This is a genomic window from Sphingomonas sp. Leaf412, assembly GCF_001425405.1.
Classification (GTDB): domain Bacteria; phylum Pseudomonadota; class Alphaproteobacteria; order Sphingomonadales; family Sphingomonadaceae; genus Sphingomonas.
Genome location: NZ_LMQP01000004.1, coordinates 287,713 through 305,229, shown reverse-complemented (window position 1 = coordinate 305,229; position 17,517 = coordinate 287,713). Strand labels below are relative to the sequence as shown.

Genomic DNA, 17,517 nt, shown 5'->3' with positions numbered 1-17,517 from the left:
GGGAAGGGGCCCGCCCGGCGCAGCCGGGTGGGAAGGGTGAGGGCGGTCCGTTCGGGTCAGGTCAGAAGTGGGCGACCACGCCCAGCGTCGGGCGGAAGCTGTTCACCCAGCCCATGCTCTGCACTTCGCCGCGCAGGCGCAGGCCCGAATTGCCCGTGATGCCGCCCAGACCGATGTCCTTCGGGCCGACCTCGAAACCGACGCCGTAGGTCACGTCGTTATAGTCGCGGCTGCGATCGACGCGCTTGTCGAAATTCACCCACTGGTAGCCGACCTTGCCGTAGAACAGGCCGCTCTCGCCCGCACGGATGCCTGCGCGGCCCGCCGCGCCATACTGCCAGTCGATGTCGCCCGACACGCCCTTGGCCACGTTGCCCTCGGCACCGATGAAGAAGGCGCCCAGCGGCACGTTCACGCCCGCGATGCCCTCGACCAGCGAGCCGTTCAGCTTGTTGCGGCGGTTCACCTGCGGGATGCCGGCATCGTTGGGCTCGCTGTCGAACTGCTCCCAGCCGCCGCGGATCGCGACATAGGGTTCGATCCCGAACGCCTTCGTGCCGTCGGGTGCGGTGGCGGGCATGGACTGATCGGTGGTCTGATCGGCGGCCATGTCCTGCGCCGCGGCGGGGGCGGACAGGACGACGGCAGCGGCGACGGCCGCCAGGGTAAGCGTACGCATGGGGATATTCCTCTTGGTTCTCTCGGCGATCGGTGGGCGGTGTGTTGCGACCCTGCCCTTGCCGATGGGGGCTGAACCCCGAACCCCGGCGGAGGTTGCGCGGCGATCGCGTCGAAAAGCGCGGAAATCCGCGATTGTTGCCCAAGTGCCACGGTTCCTGTCGCGCAGGTGAACGGCATCGCCGCATTGCGGCCACGGACGGCCGCCGCCGCCACGATGCCGCCACGGTTGCGGCGCGGAAGGTCACGAAAGGTCGCGGGGTCGGCCGGGTGGTCGCGGTCGCGATCAGGCGCGTTCGTCGGGAAGATGCGGGCGATAATCGTCGACGTCGAGGATATCGGCCTCCACGTCGGTATCGGTCAGCGCGGCCATCGCGGCGGGATAGGCGCCCGCGCGCGCATCGATCGCGGCGGTGCGCGCGGCGACGTCCGCATGTTCCGCGAACAGCGCGGGCGTGAGGTGGCGCAGCAGGTACATCAGCATCGCGTCCGACGGCACCTGCACCTCCGACGCGATGCGGCCGTCGCGCCACACCGTGCGGGGCGTGCCGGTGATCGCGCGTTCGAACGCGACCGCGAGCAGCCGGTGCGACGCGGTCAGCAAGGCGGCGTCCCATGCGGTGCGGAAGGCCGCGCCCTTCGGGTGGTTGCGCAGCCGATAGGCGGAGCGCGGCGTGATGTCCGCCGCCTCCGCCGCCGTGGCGACCGAGCCCGAATTGGCGAGCGTGGCGAGGAAGGTGCGCTGGCGCAACGCGGTCCAGCCGTCGTGGCGGCGGCGCAATTCGACGATGTGGCGTGCCTCGGAAAAGGTGTCGGCGGCCTGCGGCGGCGGGGCGGGATCCGCGCGCCATTCCATGTGGCCGCCGTTGTCGACCCACCGGCCGGTGGGTTCGTCGTCGAGATGGCGGGGATGCTTCATGGCTGCGCGCTCCGGGATGGAAGGGATGGAAGCGCGCAGCGTGCGGGTTGTTGGACGATGTAGGAAAGGGGGAAGGTTGCCCCCGATCGGCGCCGTCGCGAGGACGACCGGCCGCCGCCGGGATCGCGGCGGCCGGTCCCCTTCGCGCCGATCAGGCGGTGGCGAGCGCGCCGTTGCGGCGGCGCAGCGCCGCGCCGACGAGGCCGAAGCCCAGGATCATCATCGCCCAGGTCGCCGGTTCGGGAACGCCCGCGACCCGCGTGATGTCCAGCGTGCCGATCTGCACGATGAACAGGCCCGCCGGATCCTTCGGATCACGCTGCCGCTCGGACCCGTTGTTGCCGTCGAAGTCGCCGAAGCTGTTGAGATTGTACCAGATATTATCGGCGGTCTTGAAGCTGAAACCGAAATCGCCGAGGAAGCGGAAAGGATCGGTGTCCAGATACGGATAGTTGGGCCAGTTCAGCGGGCCGTCGAACATGAAGCTGCTGTTCCGATCCATGTCGACGATCTTCACGCCATTGCGGGTGCCGGTGATGTCAAGGATGCGATAACCCGTATTGGACCAGTCGGAACTGAGTTCGTCCTCCGTCGTCAGGACCGCGCTGGTCTTAACCAGTTCAAAACCCTCGGCATTATCGTAGGCCCAATATTGTCCTTCGAACTCCAGGTTCCACTTGGCCGCATAGGCGGGCTGGGCGACCGTAATGGCAGACGGGATCAACGCGGCGATAGCGTATTTCTTCATGCTGTCTCTTCCCCTTTTTCTTGCCGATCCGTCCACGGCGACTCGCGTGGACATGATATGGTTAACAAGTAACTGGGATCCGAGAAAGTGGCCGGGTGGCACTTCTTGCACGCGTCACCGCCAGGCGCGCACTGGGGCGCACTGGGGCGCATGGGGGCGCATCGGCGACCTGACAGGCGAGCGAGATCAAGCCGGATCCGGACAGGACGGTCAGGAACGTCCGCTGCCGGCCTGCGGTCCGGCCGTCCCTGCGGATACGGACCGGGACGGGATCGAAGTCGGTCACGGGCGCGGCGGCGTCGCGGACCAGCGCGGCGGCGGCCTTCGCGGCGCGTTCGCCGGAGGCGTGGCGGGTGGGCTTCTGGGCTCGCTCCTTCATTGGGAGCGGGGGCAGTTATATGATGTTGGACGGTGTAGGACAGGGGACCGGGGGAAACAAATCGCTGTCCTACATTACATCGCGGGCATTATTCGAACGAACGCGACCAGTCATGAGGCCTTATCCTCCAATGATGATATATCACGGAGGGGATCTGCGAAATCCATATCCGTCTATCTAATTTCTGATGACCGGATCCGCAATGCAACTTGGCTCTCGACAGTCACCCTTTTGTAAGGGACCTCCCTTTCTGTTTTCCAAGAACGATATTACGAAGTTGACGCGGGCAGGAATAACTGCCGCGCGCGCTATTGTGCTTGGTAGGCGATAAAGGCGAGCCAGTTTCAAAGCGGCGCTTTTGATCGCGTTTGAAGTTGGCTCTCCTATGCTTTTACAATCGTATAGGCTCCCAGATGAATCAATGGCGCATGACAGGGTAACCGCCACACGCTCGGTGACACCATCTGGCAAGGCCTCCCTCAGTTGAGCAAGGCTCGGAGCGGATTCCCACCGTACGATCGCTTCGATCGATGCGAGAGCGGAAATTCCCTTGATATCCGAACCGGCCGTCGGGGGCGCGACGGCGGTCGATAACAAGACTGCGTAAGCAAGCGTCACTCCGCCGCGACGCCCGCCCGCGCGAACATGTCGCCGCTCTCGCCGTCGTTCATCGCCTCGTTCAGCGCCGGGCCGGCCTTCGCCTTCCGGCGCTTGTCGAACGAATCCCACACGTCGTTCCACTGCCCCTTCGTCGCGGCCTTCGAATATTCGGTGGCGCGCTGTTCGAAGAAATTGGCGTGCTCGACGCCGTTCAGCATCGGCGCGAGCCACGGCAGGGGATGTTCGTCGATCATGTAGATCGGCTTCAGGCCCAATTGCCCCATCCGCCAGTCGGCGATGTAGCGGATGTACTTCTTGATCTCCTTCGGCGTCATGCCGTTGACCGGGCCCATCTCGAAGGCGAGGTCGATGAAATTGTCCTCCAGCCGGATCGTCGTCTGGCACACGTCGGCGATGTCGTCCTTCACCGCCTTGGTCAGGCACTGGCGTTCCTGGCAGAAGGTGTGGAACATCTTGATGATGCCCTCGCAATGCAGCGTCTCGTCGCGGATCGACCAGGTGACGATCTGGCCCATGCCCTTCATCTTGTTGAAGCGCGGGAAGTTCATCAGCATCGCGAAGCTGGCGAACAGCTGCACCCCTTCCGTGAAGCCGCCGAACATGGCGAGCGTGCGCGCGATGTCCTGATCGTTGTCGACGCCGAAGTTCTGCATGTAATCATGCTTTTCCTTCATCTCGGCATATTCGAGGAAGGCGCCGTATTCGCTTTCGGGCATGCCGATCGTGTCGAGCAGGTGGCTGTACGCCGCGATATGCACCGTTTCCATGTTGCTGAACGCGGTCAGCATCATCTTGATCTCGGTCGGCTTGAACACGCGGCCGTATTTCTCGTGGTAGCAATCCTGCACCTCCACGTCCGCCTGCGTGAAGAAGCGGAAGATCTGCGTCAGCAAATTGCGTTCGTGGTCGGACAGCTTCTGCGCCCAGTCGCGGCAATCCTCGCCCAGCGGCACTTCCTCCGGCAGCCAGTGCAGCTGCTGCTGGCGCTTCCAGAATTCGAACGCCCAGGGATATTCGAACGGCTTGTACTGCTTGGATGCTTCGAGAAGGGACATGGGATCACTCCGGGGACGGGGAAAGGGATAAGAAGGCGGGGCGGGGGGTCAGGGCGACAGGCTCCATCGCCACATCATCGTCGCGCTCATCGCCAGGACGATGCCCAGCGACAGCGCCATGATGCCGACCATGCGGTAGACGTATATCCGCGCCGGCCCCTGCGGGTGGCGCAGTTCGAGCAGCAGCCACGCGCCGCCCACCGCCGCCACGGCGGCGACCGCGAACATGATCGCGGACGCAAGCGGGAGGGTGCTCAGCACGACATGCATCCAATCGCGCGGCGTGTCGTTTTGTTGCCGAACCGCACAGGAGAAGCATCATGCACGATCACAGCAACATCAAGGAGCACATGACCGTCGTCGGCGCGGACGGCGTGCATGTCGGCACGGTCGACCATATCGACGGCGAGCGGATCAAGCTGACGAAGAACGACAGCCCGTCGACCGAAAGCGGGCAGGGCGCGAAGCACCATTACCTGCCCGCAGGACTGGTGGCGAGCGTGGACGGCGACACGGTCCGCCTGTCCGCGACGGCGCAGAATGCGGTCGACCTGTTCGAAGAGGCGGAGTGACGTTCCGGTCCCTCTCCCCTCGTGGGAGAGGGAGGGACCCGCTGCCGCAGGCAGTGGGAGGGTGAGGGGGCCGTTCGTCACGAACGGTCCCCTTTCTCATGTCGGATCGCGGCGGCGATGGCGACGATCACGCTGTCCACGTCCCGCATCACGTCGGCATTGCTGAAGCGGAGCACGCGATATCCCTCGTCTTGCATAAAACGCGTCCTGACGGCGTCGTCCCGCGATCGTGCGGCATGGTCGTCACCGTCGATTTCGATCACCAGTCTGGCGGCGTGCGAGCAGAAATCGGCGTGATACCGGCCCAGCGGCACCTGCCGACGGAATTTCGCCCCAGCCAGTTGCTGTCGCAGAGCGCGCCACATCCGTCGCTCCGGTTCGCCCGACTCTCTTCGCAATGCGCGGGAGCGGACGACGGTGTCGGGTGCAAGCAGCTGCCGCTTGGTCAGGCCGAGGGCGTTCCCCCTCACCCTCCCACCCGGCGCGGGCCCCGTGAAAGTGGTACTTTCACGGGATCCCTTCGCCGGGCGGGCCCCTCCCTCTCCCACAAGGGGAGAGGGGGTAGAAGGACCGCCGGCTTCCCTCACCTCACTGGCACGCCAGGCATTCGTCGTAATCCGTCGACTCGCCGAATTCGTATTTCGGCTTCTCGATCGTGTTGTCGTTCTCCACCCCGCCCGCGAAGCCCGCGCGCTGGACGCTTTTCGAGCGCAGGTAGTAGAGCGACTTGATGCCCAGTTCCCACGCGCGGAAATGGAGCATCAGCAGGTCCCATTTCTCCACGTCCGCGGGGATGAACAGGTTCAGCGACTGCGCCTGGTCGATGAACGGCGCACGGTCGCCCGCGAGTTCGAGGAGCCAGCGCTGGTCGATCTCGAAGCTGGTCTTGTAGCAGTCCTTCTCCTCCACGGTCAGGAAGTCGAGGTGCTGGACCGAGCCGCCCTGTTCCAGGATCGAGTTCCAGACCGCGTCGCTGTTCTTCGACTTCTGGTTCAGCAGCTTTTCCAGATACGGGTTCTTGACCGAGAAGCTGCCCGACAGCGTCTTGTGCGTGTAGACGTTGGCGGGGATCGGTTCGATGCACGCGCTGGTGCCGCCGCAGATGATGCTGATCGACGCGGTCGGCGCGATCGCCATCTTGCAGCTGAACCGCTCCATCGCGCCCATGTCGGCGGCGTCGGGGCACGGGCCCCGCTCGTGCGCCAGCAGCATCGACGCCTCGTTCGCCTGCGTGCTGATCTGCCGGAACATGCGCAGGTTCCACGATTTCGCCATCGCGCCCTCGAACGGGATCCCGCGCGCCTGGAGGAAGGAATGGAAGCCCATGATGCCCAGGCCCACCGAGCGTTCGCGCGCGGCGGAATAGGCGGCGCGTTCCATGCCCGGCTCGTGCCGGTCGATATAATCCTGCAACACGTTGTCGAGGAAGCGCATGACGTCCTCGACGAAGCCCTTCTCGTCCTTCCACTCGTCCCACGTCTCCAGGTTCAGGCTGGAGAGGCAGCAGACCGCGGTGCGATCGTTGCCCAGGTGGTCGCGGCCGGTGGGCAAAGTGATCTCGCTGCACAGGTTGGAGGTCGAGACCTTCAGCCCCAGCTCGCGGTGATGCTTGGGCATGTTCCGGTTCACGTGGTCGGCGAAGACGATGTACGGCTCGCCCGTCGCCAGCCGCGTCTCCACGAGCTTCTGGAACAGGGCGCGCGCGTCGACCTTCCCGCGCTCCGACTGGTCCTTCGGGCTGCGCAGCGTCCATTCGGCGCCGTCGCGCACCGCCTCCATGAAGGCGTCGGGGATCAGGACGCCGTGGTGCAGGTTCAGCGCCTTGCGGTTGAAATCGCCCGACGGCTTGCGGATTTCGAGGAACTCCTCGATCTCCGGATGGCTGACGTCGAGATACACCGCCGCCGATCCGCGGCGCAGCGAGCCCTGGCTGATCGCGAGGGTCAGCGAATCCATGACGCGGACGAAGGGGATGATGCCGCTGGTCTTGCCGTTCAGGCCGACCGGCTCCCCGATCCCGCGCACGTTGCCCCAATAGGTGCCGATGCCGCCGCCGCGCGACGCCAGCCACACATTCTCGTTCCACGTGTCGACGATGCCGTTCAGGCTGTCGGGCACGGAATTGAGGTAGCAGCTGATCGGCAGGCCGCGGCCGGTGCCGCCGTTCGACAGCACGGGCGTGGCGGGCATGAACCACAGTTTCGAGATATAGTCGTACAGGCGCTGCGCATGGGCGGCGTCGTCGGCGTAGGCGGACGCGACGCGGACGAACAGGTCCTGGATCGATTCGCCGGGCAGGAGATAGCGGTCCTTCAGCGTCTCCTTCCCGAAGTCGGTCAGCAGCGCGTCGCGGCCGTGGTCGACCTCCACCGGGAAGGGGCGCGCGATGGCGCCGGGGGTGGTCGTCGCCTGGTCCGCGACGGGTGCCTCGATCGTGTCCGTGGTCATCGTCTCGCTGCCCATATCCCTGAAATCCATCGCGTCCGCTCCTGAAGCGTTCCTGTTCGGTTCCGAATCGAGAACGCTTTCAATATCCTACACCCAGTAGAACAAAAAGCGACCATCGACGCGTCGGGGGTTGCCGCGCGGCGGCGTCGTCGTCGGCGGACCGACGGCGCGTCATACCACTAGTAGGGCTCGCCCCCGAACCGGTAACAACAGATTGTGGCAAACCCCCCGTTGTCGCAACCCCGTTAACCGGTCGTCCACCCTGCCGTTCGTCGCACGCCGCCATCGTCTCGTCGTCGCGCGGCGGCGCGACGCACGGACTTCCGCCGCATCCGCGATATGCAAGGGAACGTTGCAGGAACGAAAATATTTCGGGGTGGATGAACGGTTTGGCGCGATGCCTCCGTTTCGGACCCGATCCTGAGTCCGGCCCCCGCGCGCGCAGCTACATCGCACCCGGCGAAGGAGACGGGACATGGCGAAGTCGAGCGGGATCAGGTTGACGAAGAAGCAGGTGCGGATCGTCCTGGGGATGGATGCGCGGGGCGATCGCAACCATGACATCGCGGCATGGTTCGGGGTCAACCAGGGCCGCGTGGCGGAGGCGAAGAAGGGCAAGTTCGGGACGTTCGCGCCCGCCCCCGCCGCGGTGCTGCCGCCGTCGGGCCCCCCCGGCGTGAAGGGGCGCCGCCTGCGCGCGGCGGTACGCGACGCGCTGGCGCTGCTGAAGAGCGGCGACGACAAGAGCGCGGCGACGACGCTGACGGATGCGGCGGCGGAATACGACGCGCACGAACGCTGACGCGCGGGCGGCGGGACGCGGACGGCAGGAGACGGGGGGCAGGAGACGGGGGGCAGGACGGGGGCGCCGCCGCGACGGCGGCGTCCCGCGGTCAGCCGGTCCGCGCGCGCCGGGCCGCGGGCTGCGCCTCCGGCGGATAGTCGCCGGGCCGCTCCAGGTCCCGGCGGCAGGGCGGGATCCACATCAATTGCGGCGCGCCGCGATGGGCGTGTTCCCACACGAACCAGGCATAGCCCGTGGCGGTGGTGGCCCGCCCGTCGAGCCGGCCACGGACCATCGGCACGCGTTCGACGAATTGCGCGAACCGCGCGGGCGGCCGGTCGCGGAAGATGCCGTTGTACCGCCCCGTGCTTTCCAGGAACACCGTCCGCGCCAGGATCGCGACCCCGACGCGCGCGGCGTCGAGCGCGCGGACAACGAATTCCTCCGCCAGGCGGAACGGCGGATTGGTGATGACCCAGTCGACCTGGCGTACCGCCACCGGCCGGGCGACGAAATCGCGCACAATGCCGTAGCCGTAGTCATGGGCGTCGCTGGCGCGGACCTCCCCGAACCGTTCCGCCAGCACGCGCGCCATATGGCCCGCGCCGCAGGCCGGTTCCCAGCAGGACAGCGCCGACAGATCGCCGCGCACGACATGGTCCAGCAACGCGCGGGTCGCCCATGGCGGGGTCGGGAAGTCGTCCGGGCTGTCGGCCGGTTCGATCCGCTGCGCCATGACGGCGTGGGACGTGTTCTGCATGGTCGTTCCCCGTGGCGGCCGATCCGGCGACGATAGGCGCAGGCCCCGTCGGGCGTAACCGGCACGGCCCACGGCCTGCCGAGGACTCGATTCGTCCCGTCGCGAAAGGATCAGGACCGGCGCGGCGCGATCCGGCGCGCGATCCCCGGCATCCGTCGCCGCACGACGTCGAGCAGCGACGCGATCGCGGCGCGTTCGCGCATCGCCAGCCACGCCGCCGCCGCCGTCGCCGCGACGATCCCGGCGACAAGCCAGTCCGTCCGCCCCTGCGTCGTCCCCGCCACCAGCCCGGCCACCGCCACGAAGCAGACGCCGAGCAGCGCGATCCGCGACCAGTCCTGCGCCGGGCGGCCCAGCCCCCCGCGGTGGAGCAGCAGCATCGACGCGGCGAAGGCCACGAATTCCCCGGCGATGAACCCCGCGACGATACCGGGCAGGCCCCAATATGGTGCCAGCAGCAGCGCGATGGGGAAGGCGGCGAGGCGCACGATGCTGTTGACCAGCAGGTTTCCGCTGCGCCCCGCGGCCAGCGACACCACCGTCGGCCACAGCCGCACGAAGCGCGCGGCCTGCAACATGCCGACGATCGCGATCAGCAGCGCGGGCGCGGCGAAGCGGCTGCCGTAGATCAGCGGCACCGCCAGCGGGGCCACCAGCGCGAAGCCGATCGCCATCAGGATCGCGATCACCACCGCCTGCCCCCCGACCGACGCGATCTCCCGCGCCTGCGCCTGCGCATCGTTGCGGGCGGCGGCCAGGGTGGGGAGGTGGAGCGACTGCAACTGCCGGCTCAGGATCGTGGCGGGGTAGAATATCAGCAGGATGATCGCGGAATAATGGCCGAGGTCGGTGGGGCCCAGGCGGCTGCCGATGATGAGCCGGTCGCCCTGTCCGCCCAGGAACAGCAGCACGCCGTTCAGCACCAGCGGCAGGCCGAACGCCGCCATCGCGCGGCCGTGCGCGCCCGGCAGGCCCAGGCGGTAGGGACGCCGCGCCAGCCGGTGCGACAGCGCGACCTGCGCCGCCGCGCGCGTCACCAGCGCGATCGCGATCGCGACATAGCTGCGCAGGACCAGCGCGGCGACGATCAGCGCGATCAGGCTGGCGATCTCGCTGATCGCGGTCAGCACGCCTTCGGGGCCGAAATGGTGGTGCCGCTGCACCCGGCGGTAATCCAGGTGGACGAACCCGCCGATTACCGGGGCCAGCGCCAGCAGGCGCAGGCCGTCGGCGAGGCCGGCATGGCCGAAGAAGCCGGCGATCAATGGCGCGCTGAGCGCGATCGCGCCGCCGATCAGCAGGCCGCGCAGGATGATCGCCAGATGGATCGCGCGGCCGACCGCGCCGCGATTGCCCTCGCGCGATTGCACCAGATAGCGGTCGAGCCCGGCGTCGGTGATCTGTTCGAAGAATTGCGCGGTCAGGATCAGCGTCGCCGCCAGCCCCAGCTGCGTCGGCCCCAGCAGCCGCGCGAGCAGCATGTAGCGCAGCAGCGCCGCGGCCTGCGCCACCGCGTTGCCGACGGTGAACGCCATCATGCCGCGCCGGGCGGCGGGCGATGCCATGTCAGCCCTCGTCGACGCGGGCGGGATTGCCCGCGACGCGCGTGCCGTCGGGCACGTCGCGGTTCACGACCGATCCGGGCGCGACGACGCAGTCGCGGCCGACCGTGATCCCGGGCAGGATGATGGCGCGCGCGCCCACGACGCTGTTCGCGCCGATGCGGGTATCCAGGTACATGCCGCGCGTCAGGTCGTGGGTCAGCATCACCGCCTCCTCGTCGATCACGACGCCCGCGGCGATATGCACCCCGCGCGGCCAGGTGCGGTCGATCAGCGCCGATGCGGCGATGCGCGCGCTGGGGTGGATGTCCATCCGCCACACGCGCGTCTGCACCAGGCGCTGCCAACGCTGCTTCAGCGACGGGGAGGGCGTTGCACGTACGGCCATGGGGCGCGATTATGAGGCGGCGCGCGTTAAGGCAATGTTGTCGTTGAGGGGGCCAATCGAATCGCCATGGGTATCAAGTCGCTGAACAGCCTGCGTCCGTTGCGGCTCGCGCTCACCGGGGCGCGGCGGCGGTGGCTGCGGTTCGCGCACGGGATCGAGATCGCGCCCGACGCCAGCATCTCGCTGTCCAGCCGGATGCTGTGCGCCCGGCGCGGGCTGATTACGGTGGGGCCGGGGTCGCTGATCGCGTTCAAGACGCTGATCCTGACGCGGCGGACCGACGGCACGACCGCGCCGGTCAGGGTGGGGCGCAATTGCTTCGTCGGCGGCGGATCGGTGCTGATGCCGGGCGTGACGGTCGGCGACGGCGCGATCGTGGGCGCGGGCGCGATCGTGACGCGCGACGTGCCGCCGTACAGCGCGGTCGGGGGCAGCCCGGCGAGGGTGCTGCGCGAGAATCTGAAGACGGGGCGGTTCGGGCGGCTGGACTATGCCGACGAGAACAGCCGGAAGATGTGGCGTTGACGCGGCGCGCCCGTGTAGGGCGGCCCGCGACCGGGGGCCGCCGCACGACGACGGCGGCCGACGGGGGCGAATCGGTGCGGCAGGCCGGACAGTCGGGGAAGCGGACCAGATGATCGGCAAGATCGTGCGCAAGGTGCGCGAACGGATCGAGATGACGCTGCTGCGGCCGCAGCAGGCGACCAGCGAACGGCTGCGCCGCATCTTCCGCGACCGGCACGATATCGACGTCGGCCGATATTCCTACGGCTGTTTCGACCAGTGGCGGATGCCCGGGCCGATCCGCGTCGGGCGCTGGTGCTCGATCGCCAATTCGGTCCGTTCCGCCCCCACCAACCACCCGCTGGAGGCGATGACGACGCATCCCGCGCTGTACGAGCGCCAGTTCGGCGTGGTGGCGCAGGAGGGGCTGCACGGCGCGCCGCTGGTGATCGGGGACGACGTGTGGATCGGGCACAACGCCATCCTGCTGCCCGGATGCAAGTCGGTCGGGCGCGGGGCGGTGATCGGCGCGGGCGCGATCGTGACGCGCGACGTCCCCGCCTACACCATCGTCGCGGGCAATCCGGCGAAGGAATTGCGCCGGCGCTTCCCCGACGACCTGATCGCCGCGCTGGAGGACAGCCGGTGGTGGACGCTGGACGCGCCCGCGTTGCGCGACCTGGTCGCGACGCGGCCCGACCTGGCCTATCACCCCACCGCCGCCGCGGTGACCGAATGGACGCGCACCCGCGCGGCGAAGGGACGCACCGATGGCTGAGCGCGCGATCGTGGTCGTGCCGCATTACGACGATCTCGACCGGCTGGACCTGTGCCTGGCGTCGCTGGAACGCCAGACGCTGGCGCGCGACCGGTTCGACATCGTCGTCGCGGACAATGCGTCGCCGTGCGGGGAGGCGGCGGTGCGCGCGCGCATCGCCGGGCGCGCGACGCTGGTCGTCTGCGCGCAGCGCGGGGCGGGGCCGGCGCGCAACGCCGGGGTCGCGGCATCGACCGAACCGCTCCTGGCGTTCATCGACAGCGATTGCGTCGCCGATCCCGCCTGGCTGGCGAACGGGCTGGCCGCGCTGGAGGGGGCGGACCTGATCGGCGGGCGCGTCGACGTGTCGGTCCGCGCACCGGGCAATCGCAGCGGGGCGGAGGCGTTCGAGCAGGTGTTCGCGTTCGACAACCGCCATTACGTCCAGAAACTGGGGTTCAGCGTGACCGCCAACCTGTTCACGCGCCGCGACGTGTTCGTCGCGGTCGGCGGATTCCGGACCGAGGTGGCGGAAGACCTGGACTGGTGCCGCCGCGCGGTCGCGCTGGGCTATCGCATCGCCTATGCCGCCGATGCTGCGGTCAGCCATCCCGCACGCGCGGACTGGGAGGAATTGCGCCGCAAGTGGGACCGGCTCCAGCGCGAGGCCCATGCCACGATGCGTGAACGGCCCGGCGGCGCGCTGCGCTGGCTGGGGCGCAGCCTGGGCCTGCTGCCCTCCATCGTCGCGCATGCGCCGCGGGTGATGCGCTCCCCGATGCTGGACAACCGGGGCGAACGCGCCCGCGGCCTCGCCATGCTGGTCCGGTTGCGATGGTGGCGCTTCGTCGACGCGCAGCGCCGCCTGCTGGGGGCGAAGCGATGACGCGGGTGGTCGTGTGCGTGGTGGGATTCCGCAACCCCGAGGACCTGACCGGCTGCCTTGAGGCGCTGGCGGCGTCGACGCATCGCGAATTCGAGGTCGTGGTGTGCGAGAACGGCGGCGCCGCGGCGCGGGAGGCGGTGGCCGCCGCCTTGCCGCGCGTCCTGCCCGGCGGGCAGCCGGTCGACGTCCTGCCCGACGCGGGCAACACCGGTTACGCCGGGGGCAACAACCGGTGCGTCGCGGCGCGCCCGGACGCGGCGCTGTGGTGGATCCTCAATCCCGACGCGCGCCCCGCCCCCGACGCGATGGAGCGGCTGGTCGCGTGCTTGGCGGGCGGCGCGGCCGACGCCGTCGGCGGCACGCTGCTGCGCGCCGACGGCCGGGTGCAGGCCTATGGCGGCCGCTGGGAGGAAGCGGTGGCGCGCGCGGTGTCGGTCGGCAGCGGGGCGGCGTTCGACCCCGCCGATGCGCCCGCGGCGGACACGATCGACTATATCCTGGGTGCATCGCTGATGTTCACCCCGCGCTTCCTGCACACGGCGGGCGCGATGCGCGACGACTACTTCCTGTACGGGGAAGAGGTGGAATGGTGCCTGCGGGCGAAGGCGCGCGGATTGCGGCTGGGCATGGCGCCCGAGGCGGTGATCGCGCACCAGCAGGGGACGACGACCGGCGACGGCGGCGCCTTTTCCGCGCGCCCGCGCCTCCCCGTCTATCTGGACCAGCGCAACAAGCTGCTGATCCTGCGCGATACCGGGGCGGGTGCCTTTCCGTTGCGGGCCGCGGGCGCGCTGGCGGCGCTGGCGGCGCGCGCGGTGCGGCATCGCGGCTGGCGACAGTTCCGCGACGGCGTTTCCGGGTGGCGCGCGGGCCTGCGCGACGAGCGCGGTCCGCCGTCATGGCTGGGGATTCGGGAGGGATGACGAAAACGACGTAAGCGTTCGCTTAACGTTGTTTGGAATGCAGGATGCAAGAGGCCAGACCGTAAAAGAAAACCGCGCACAGACAGCGGTTTTCGGAAGCACCGAAATCCGCGCTCAGCAAAGAGGACGCGGATCTTGTCGAACTTCTCCGTTAAAACCACCGATCAGCTGAAGTACGCACTGACGCAGGCGAAATCGGGTGATACGATCACGGTCGCGTCGGGCACCTATTCGAACGTTACCCTGACGAACATCAATATCGCGGGCAACGTGACCATCGTTTCGGCCGATCCGGCCCGCCCCGCGGTCTTCACCGACATGATGCTGAAGAACAGCAGCGGCCTGACGTTCCGCGGCCTGGAATTCGACGCCACCAGCGCGAAGATGTACGCCTTCACCGTGTTCGGTTCGTCGAACATCGTGCTGGACGACCTGAACGTGCACGGCTCGCTGAACGGCAATCCGGGCGACGACATCTCGCCGTTGATGATCCGCAACAGCAGCAACGTCACCGTCAGCAATTCCGAATTCCATGAAGCGTGGCATGCGCTGTCCTTCCTGGACAACACCGGCCTGACGATCACGAACAACAGCTTCCACGACATCCGCACCGACGCGGTGCGCGGCGGCGGCACGTCGAACATGGTCATCTCCGGCAATTACTTCACCGATTTCTACCCCGACTGGGGCACCGGCGACGGCACCGGCGACCATCCCGACGCGATCCAGCTGTGGACGTCGGGCACGACGAAGGCCGCGAGCAACATCACGATCACCGACAACGTCGTCACGCGCGGCGCGGGCGATCCGGTGCAGGGCATCTTCATCCGCGACCAGCTCGACACGCTGCCGTTCCAGAACGTGACCGTGACGGGCAACACCATCGTCGGCGGCATCGGCAACGGCATCGGCATCGACGGCGTCAACGGCCTGACCGTGTCGAACAACAACGTCATCGCGATCGAAGGGCAGAAGTCGAACATCCGCATCGAGCGGGTGACCAGCGCCACCGTCAGCGAGAACGAGGCGAGCGGCTACATCTATATCGACTCCCCGACCGTGAAGAAGGTCGCCAACGTGCTGGCCGAAACGATCACGGTCGACATGGGGCGCATGATCTCGGCGTCGATCGCGGGCATGGCGGGCAGCCGCACCGCCGAGGCGGACGTGGGGGCCAGGATAAACGCCGCGTTCGAAAGCTCGATCTCCACCCTGGACGGCAGCGCGATCGCGCCGTCCACCGGGACGACCGCGACCGTCGCGACGATGACGCTGTCGGTCTTCGCCGACGACGTCATCGCCCGGATGGTGACCTCGCTGGGCTATATCGATCCGCCGATCGAGGAAGCGCGCGTCTTCACCGAACAGGTCGTGCAGGGGACGGCGGGGAACGACCGCCTGTCCGCCACCACCATCGGCAACAGCCGGCTGGAGGGCGGCGCGGGCGACGACATGCTGATCGGCGTGATCCAGGGAAGCCACACGATGGTCGGCGGGGCAGGCGACGACAATTACGTCGTCCGCGCGGCGGGCAACGCGGTCGTCGAGGGCCTGAACGGCGGGAACGACACGGTCACCAACTACATCTCGTACACGCTGGGCGCCAATGTCGAGAACCTGCGCATGGGCGCGGGCGGGCTGACCGGGACGGGCAACGGACTGGACAACCGGATGGTCGGGTCGACCGGCAAGGACATCCTCTACGGCCTGGCGGGCAACGATACGTTGCAGGGCGGCGACGGCGACGACCGCCTGTTCGGCGGCGAGGGAAACGACCTGTTGCGCGGCGACGCGGGAAACGACTGGCTCGACGGGGGTAACGGCAACGACAACCTGCTGGGCGGCGACGGCAACGACACGCTGGCGGGCGGCGCGGGCGCCGACGTGCTCGAAGGCGGCGCGGGGCAGGACACGATGACCGGCGGCATCGGCGCCGACATCTTCCGCTTCCGCAGCGCCGACGTGGCGGCGGGCGGGTTCGACGTCATCACCGACTTCGCGCGCGGCACCGACAAGATCGACCTGAGCCCGATCGACGCCCGGATCGCGACGACGACGAACGACGCCTTCGCCTTCATCGGTACCGCGGCGTTCACGAAGAAGGCGGGCGAGCTGCGCTTCGACAAGGTGGGCGTCGACAGCTTCGTCTACGGCGACGTCAACGGCGACGGGATCGCGGACTTCTCCATCGTCCTGAAGGGCGTGGGCGCGCTGGCGGCGAGCGACTTCACGCTCTGACCGTCCCGCCGCGACGGCGATGACGCCGCCGATGCCGATCGAGACGCCGACGACCACCGAGCCCGTGCGGCTGCGGATCGGGTTGCTGTTCCATTCGCTGACCTCGGGCAACCTGGGCGTCGGGGCGCTGACCGTCGCGAACATGGCGATCGCGGAGAAGGTGGCGCGCGAGGAGGGGATCGACCCCGACTTCACCTCCATCGGGATGAAGGACAACGACGCCCCCGACCTCAGCCACGGGCGCGTGGCGTCGGTGGTGATCGACGGCCGCTCGCTCGTCTCGCCAAAGGGGCTGTGGCGGGCGTTCGGGCGCAGCGACTGCGTGCTGGACATCAGCGGCGGCGACAGCTTCGCCGACATCTACCACCCGCGGCGCTTCATGTTCATCTGGTCCACCAAGCTGATGGTGCTAGCGCGCGGCAAGCCGCTGATCCTGTCGCCGATGACGATCGGGCCGTTCGAACAGCCCAAGTACCGGAAGCTGGCGGGGTTCATCATGAAGCGCGCGCGCGCGACGGTGGCGCGCGACGACCAGTCGTACGACATCGCGCGCAAGCTGGCGCCGGGCGCCACGATCGCGCTGGCGGCGGACGTGGCGTTCGAACTGCCGTACGAAAGCCGGGCGGCGGAGCGCGGCGGCGCGCGGCCGCGGGTGGGCATCAACGCGTCGGGGCTGCTGTACCACGAGGCGGAGACGGGCACGAACCGCTTCGGCCTGTCGGTCGACTATGTCGCCTACACCCGGCGGCTGATCGAGGCGTTCCTGGCGCGCGGGGCGGAGGTCCACCTCATCACCCACGCCTATACCCGCAGCCAGCCGCAGGACGACGATTCGCGGCGCGCGGACCTGCTGGCCGCGGACTATCCGCAAGCGATCCGCGTCCCCGACTTCCCCGATCCGATGGCGGCGAAATCGTACATCTCCGGCCTCGACTTCCTGGTCGCGGGACGGATGCATGCGTGCATCGGCGCCTATTCGTCGGGGACGCCGGTGGTGCCGGTGGCGTACAGCCGCAAGTTCGGCGGCCTGTTCGGGATGCTGGGCTATGACGCCATGATCCCGGTGAAGGGCATGGACACCGACCAGGCGCTGGCCTTCACGCTGGACGCGTTCGACCGGCGGCCGGAACTGTCGGCGCAGGCGGCGGCGGGGATGGCGCAGGTGTCGGCGAAGCTGGATATCTATCGCGACGTCCTGCGCGCGCTGTTCCGCGAATTGAAGGCGAAGGCGCGGCGATAGACTTTCGTGTTCCTGCGAACGCAGGAACCCAGGGTTTCAAGCGATGGCGCCTGCG

Annotated in this window: 18 protein-coding genes; 8 read left to right on the top strand and 10 right to left on the bottom strand. The window is 68.2% G+C overall.

Translation table 11 applies throughout. From position 1 onward, the window contains the following. Positions 1-61 precede the first annotated feature (61 nt). The 5 genes from ASG29_RS15680 to ASG29_RS15660 all read right to left on the bottom strand — a co-directional run bounded on the left by ASG29_RS15680 (position 62) and on the right by ASG29_RS15660 (position 4,661). Positions 62-679 carry a hypothetical protein gene (locus tag ASG29_RS15680; protein ID WP_055986430.1) on the bottom strand — a complete coding sequence of 206 codons (618 nt, stop codon included), beginning with the start codon at positions 677-679 and terminating at the stop codon, positions 62-64. Between the two features lie 285 nt (positions 680-964). Beyond that, positions 965-1,597 (bottom strand): hypothetical protein, encoded by a 633-nt coding sequence (locus ASG29_RS17675; protein WP_235532963.1) that lies wholly within the window; start codon positions 1,595-1,597, stop codon positions 965-967. A 151-nt stretch (positions 1,598-1,748) separates the two neighbouring features. Then, positions 1,749-2,345 carry a PEPxxWA-CTERM sorting domain-containing protein gene (locus ASG29_RS17670; protein WP_055986428.1) on the bottom strand — a complete coding sequence of 199 codons (597 nt, stop codon included), beginning with the start codon at positions 2,343-2,345 and terminating at the stop codon, positions 1,749-1,751. Positions 2,346-3,338: 993 nt separating this feature from the next. Continuing rightward, entirely contained in the window at positions 3,339-4,400 is a 1,062-nt protein-coding gene (locus ASG29_RS15665) for a ribonucleotide-diphosphate reductase subunit beta (protein WP_055986425.1), read from the bottom strand. 48 nt (positions 4,401-4,448) lie between these two features. Next, positions 4,449-4,661: a hypothetical protein gene (locus ASG29_RS15660; protein WP_235532962.1), complete on the bottom strand. Its 213-nt coding sequence runs from the start codon at positions 4,659-4,661 to the stop codon at positions 4,449-4,451. A 59-nt stretch (positions 4,662-4,720) separates the two neighbouring features. Between ASG29_RS15660 and ASG29_RS15655 the strand changes: the two genes are divergently transcribed. Further along, positions 4,721-4,972 (top strand): DUF2171 domain-containing protein, encoded by a 252-nt coding sequence (locus ASG29_RS15655; protein WP_055986419.1) that lies wholly within the window; start codon positions 4,721-4,723, stop codon positions 4,970-4,972. Positions 4,973-5,049: 77 nt separating this feature from the next. Here the strand turns inward: ASG29_RS15655 and ASG29_RS15650 are convergent, their stop codons facing one another. Continuing rightward, positions 5,050-5,442, bottom strand: a complete 393-nt coding sequence (locus ASG29_RS15650; RefSeq protein ID WP_055986415.1) for an endonuclease domain-containing protein — start codon at positions 5,440-5,442, stop codon at positions 5,050-5,052. 118 nt (positions 5,443-5,560) lie between these two features. Next, positions 5,561-7,450, bottom strand: a complete 1,890-nt coding sequence (locus ASG29_RS15645; protein ID WP_055986413.1) for a ribonucleoside-diphosphate reductase subunit alpha — start codon at positions 7,448-7,450, stop codon at positions 5,561-5,563. A 445-nt stretch (positions 7,451-7,895) separates the two neighbouring features. On the opposite strand from ASG29_RS15645, the gene ASG29_RS15640 reads away from it, so the two are divergent. Further along, entirely contained in the window at positions 7,896-8,222 is a 327-nt protein-coding gene (locus tag ASG29_RS15640) for a hypothetical protein (RefSeq protein ID WP_082516203.1), read from the top strand. 91 nt (positions 8,223-8,313) lie between these two features. On the opposite strand, the gene ASG29_RS15635 is transcribed toward ASG29_RS15640, so the two are convergent. The 3 genes from ASG29_RS15635 to ASG29_RS15625 form a co-directional block, all read right to left on the bottom strand. Beyond that, on the bottom strand, positions 8,314-8,964 hold the full coding sequence (locus tag ASG29_RS15635) for a hypothetical protein (RefSeq protein WP_055986411.1): 651 nt from the start codon (positions 8,962-8,964) through the stop codon (positions 8,314-8,316). A 110-nt stretch (positions 8,965-9,074) separates the two neighbouring features. Continuing rightward, positions 9,075-10,529 carry an oligosaccharide flippase family protein gene (locus ASG29_RS15630; protein WP_055986407.1) on the bottom strand — a complete coding sequence of 485 codons (1,455 nt, stop codon included), beginning with the start codon at positions 10,527-10,529 and terminating at the stop codon, positions 9,075-9,077. 1 nt (position 10,530) lies between these two features. Further along, complete coding sequence (locus tag ASG29_RS15625) at positions 10,531-10,914, bottom strand: acyltransferase (protein ID WP_055986404.1); 384 nt, start codon at positions 10,912-10,914, stop codon at positions 10,531-10,533. A gap of 66 nt (positions 10,915-10,980) precedes the next feature. Between ASG29_RS15625 and ASG29_RS17795 the strand changes: the two genes are divergently transcribed. The 6 genes from ASG29_RS17795 to ASG29_RS15595 all read left to right on the top strand — a co-directional run bounded on the left by ASG29_RS17795 (position 10,981) and on the right by ASG29_RS15595 (position 17,462). Then, on the top strand, positions 10,981-11,439 hold the full coding sequence (locus ASG29_RS17795) for an acyltransferase (RefSeq protein WP_055986401.1): 459 nt from the start codon (positions 10,981-10,983) through the stop codon (positions 11,437-11,439). A 109-nt stretch (positions 11,440-11,548) separates the two neighbouring features. After that, positions 11,549-12,196 (top strand): CatB-related O-acetyltransferase, encoded by a 648-nt coding sequence (locus ASG29_RS17870; protein ID WP_055986399.1) that lies wholly within the window; start codon positions 11,549-11,551, stop codon positions 12,194-12,196. Next, a complete protein-coding gene (locus tag ASG29_RS15610; RefSeq protein WP_235532961.1) occupies positions 12,189-13,061 on the top strand; it encodes a glycosyltransferase family 2 protein in 873 nt (290 codons plus the stop codon). The genes ASG29_RS17870 and ASG29_RS15610 overlap by 8 nt, the downstream gene beginning before the upstream one ends. Beyond that, positions 13,058-13,984, top strand: a complete 927-nt coding sequence (locus ASG29_RS15605) for a glycosyltransferase family 2 protein (protein WP_055986397.1) — start codon at positions 13,058-13,060, stop codon at positions 13,982-13,984. Before ASG29_RS15610 ends, ASG29_RS15605 begins: the two co-directional genes overlap by 4 nt. A gap of 135 nt (positions 13,985-14,119) precedes the next feature. Beyond that, positions 14,120-16,222: a right-handed parallel beta-helix repeat-containing protein gene (locus ASG29_RS15600; protein WP_055986395.1), complete on the top strand. Its 2,103-nt coding sequence runs from the start codon at positions 14,120-14,122 to the stop codon at positions 16,220-16,222. 31 nt (positions 16,223-16,253) lie between these two features. Continuing rightward, positions 16,254-17,462 carry a polysaccharide pyruvyl transferase family protein gene (locus ASG29_RS15595; RefSeq protein WP_235532960.1) on the top strand — a complete coding sequence of 403 codons (1,209 nt, stop codon included), beginning with the start codon at positions 16,254-16,256 and terminating at the stop codon, positions 17,460-17,462. Positions 17,463-17,517 lie beyond the last annotated feature (55 nt).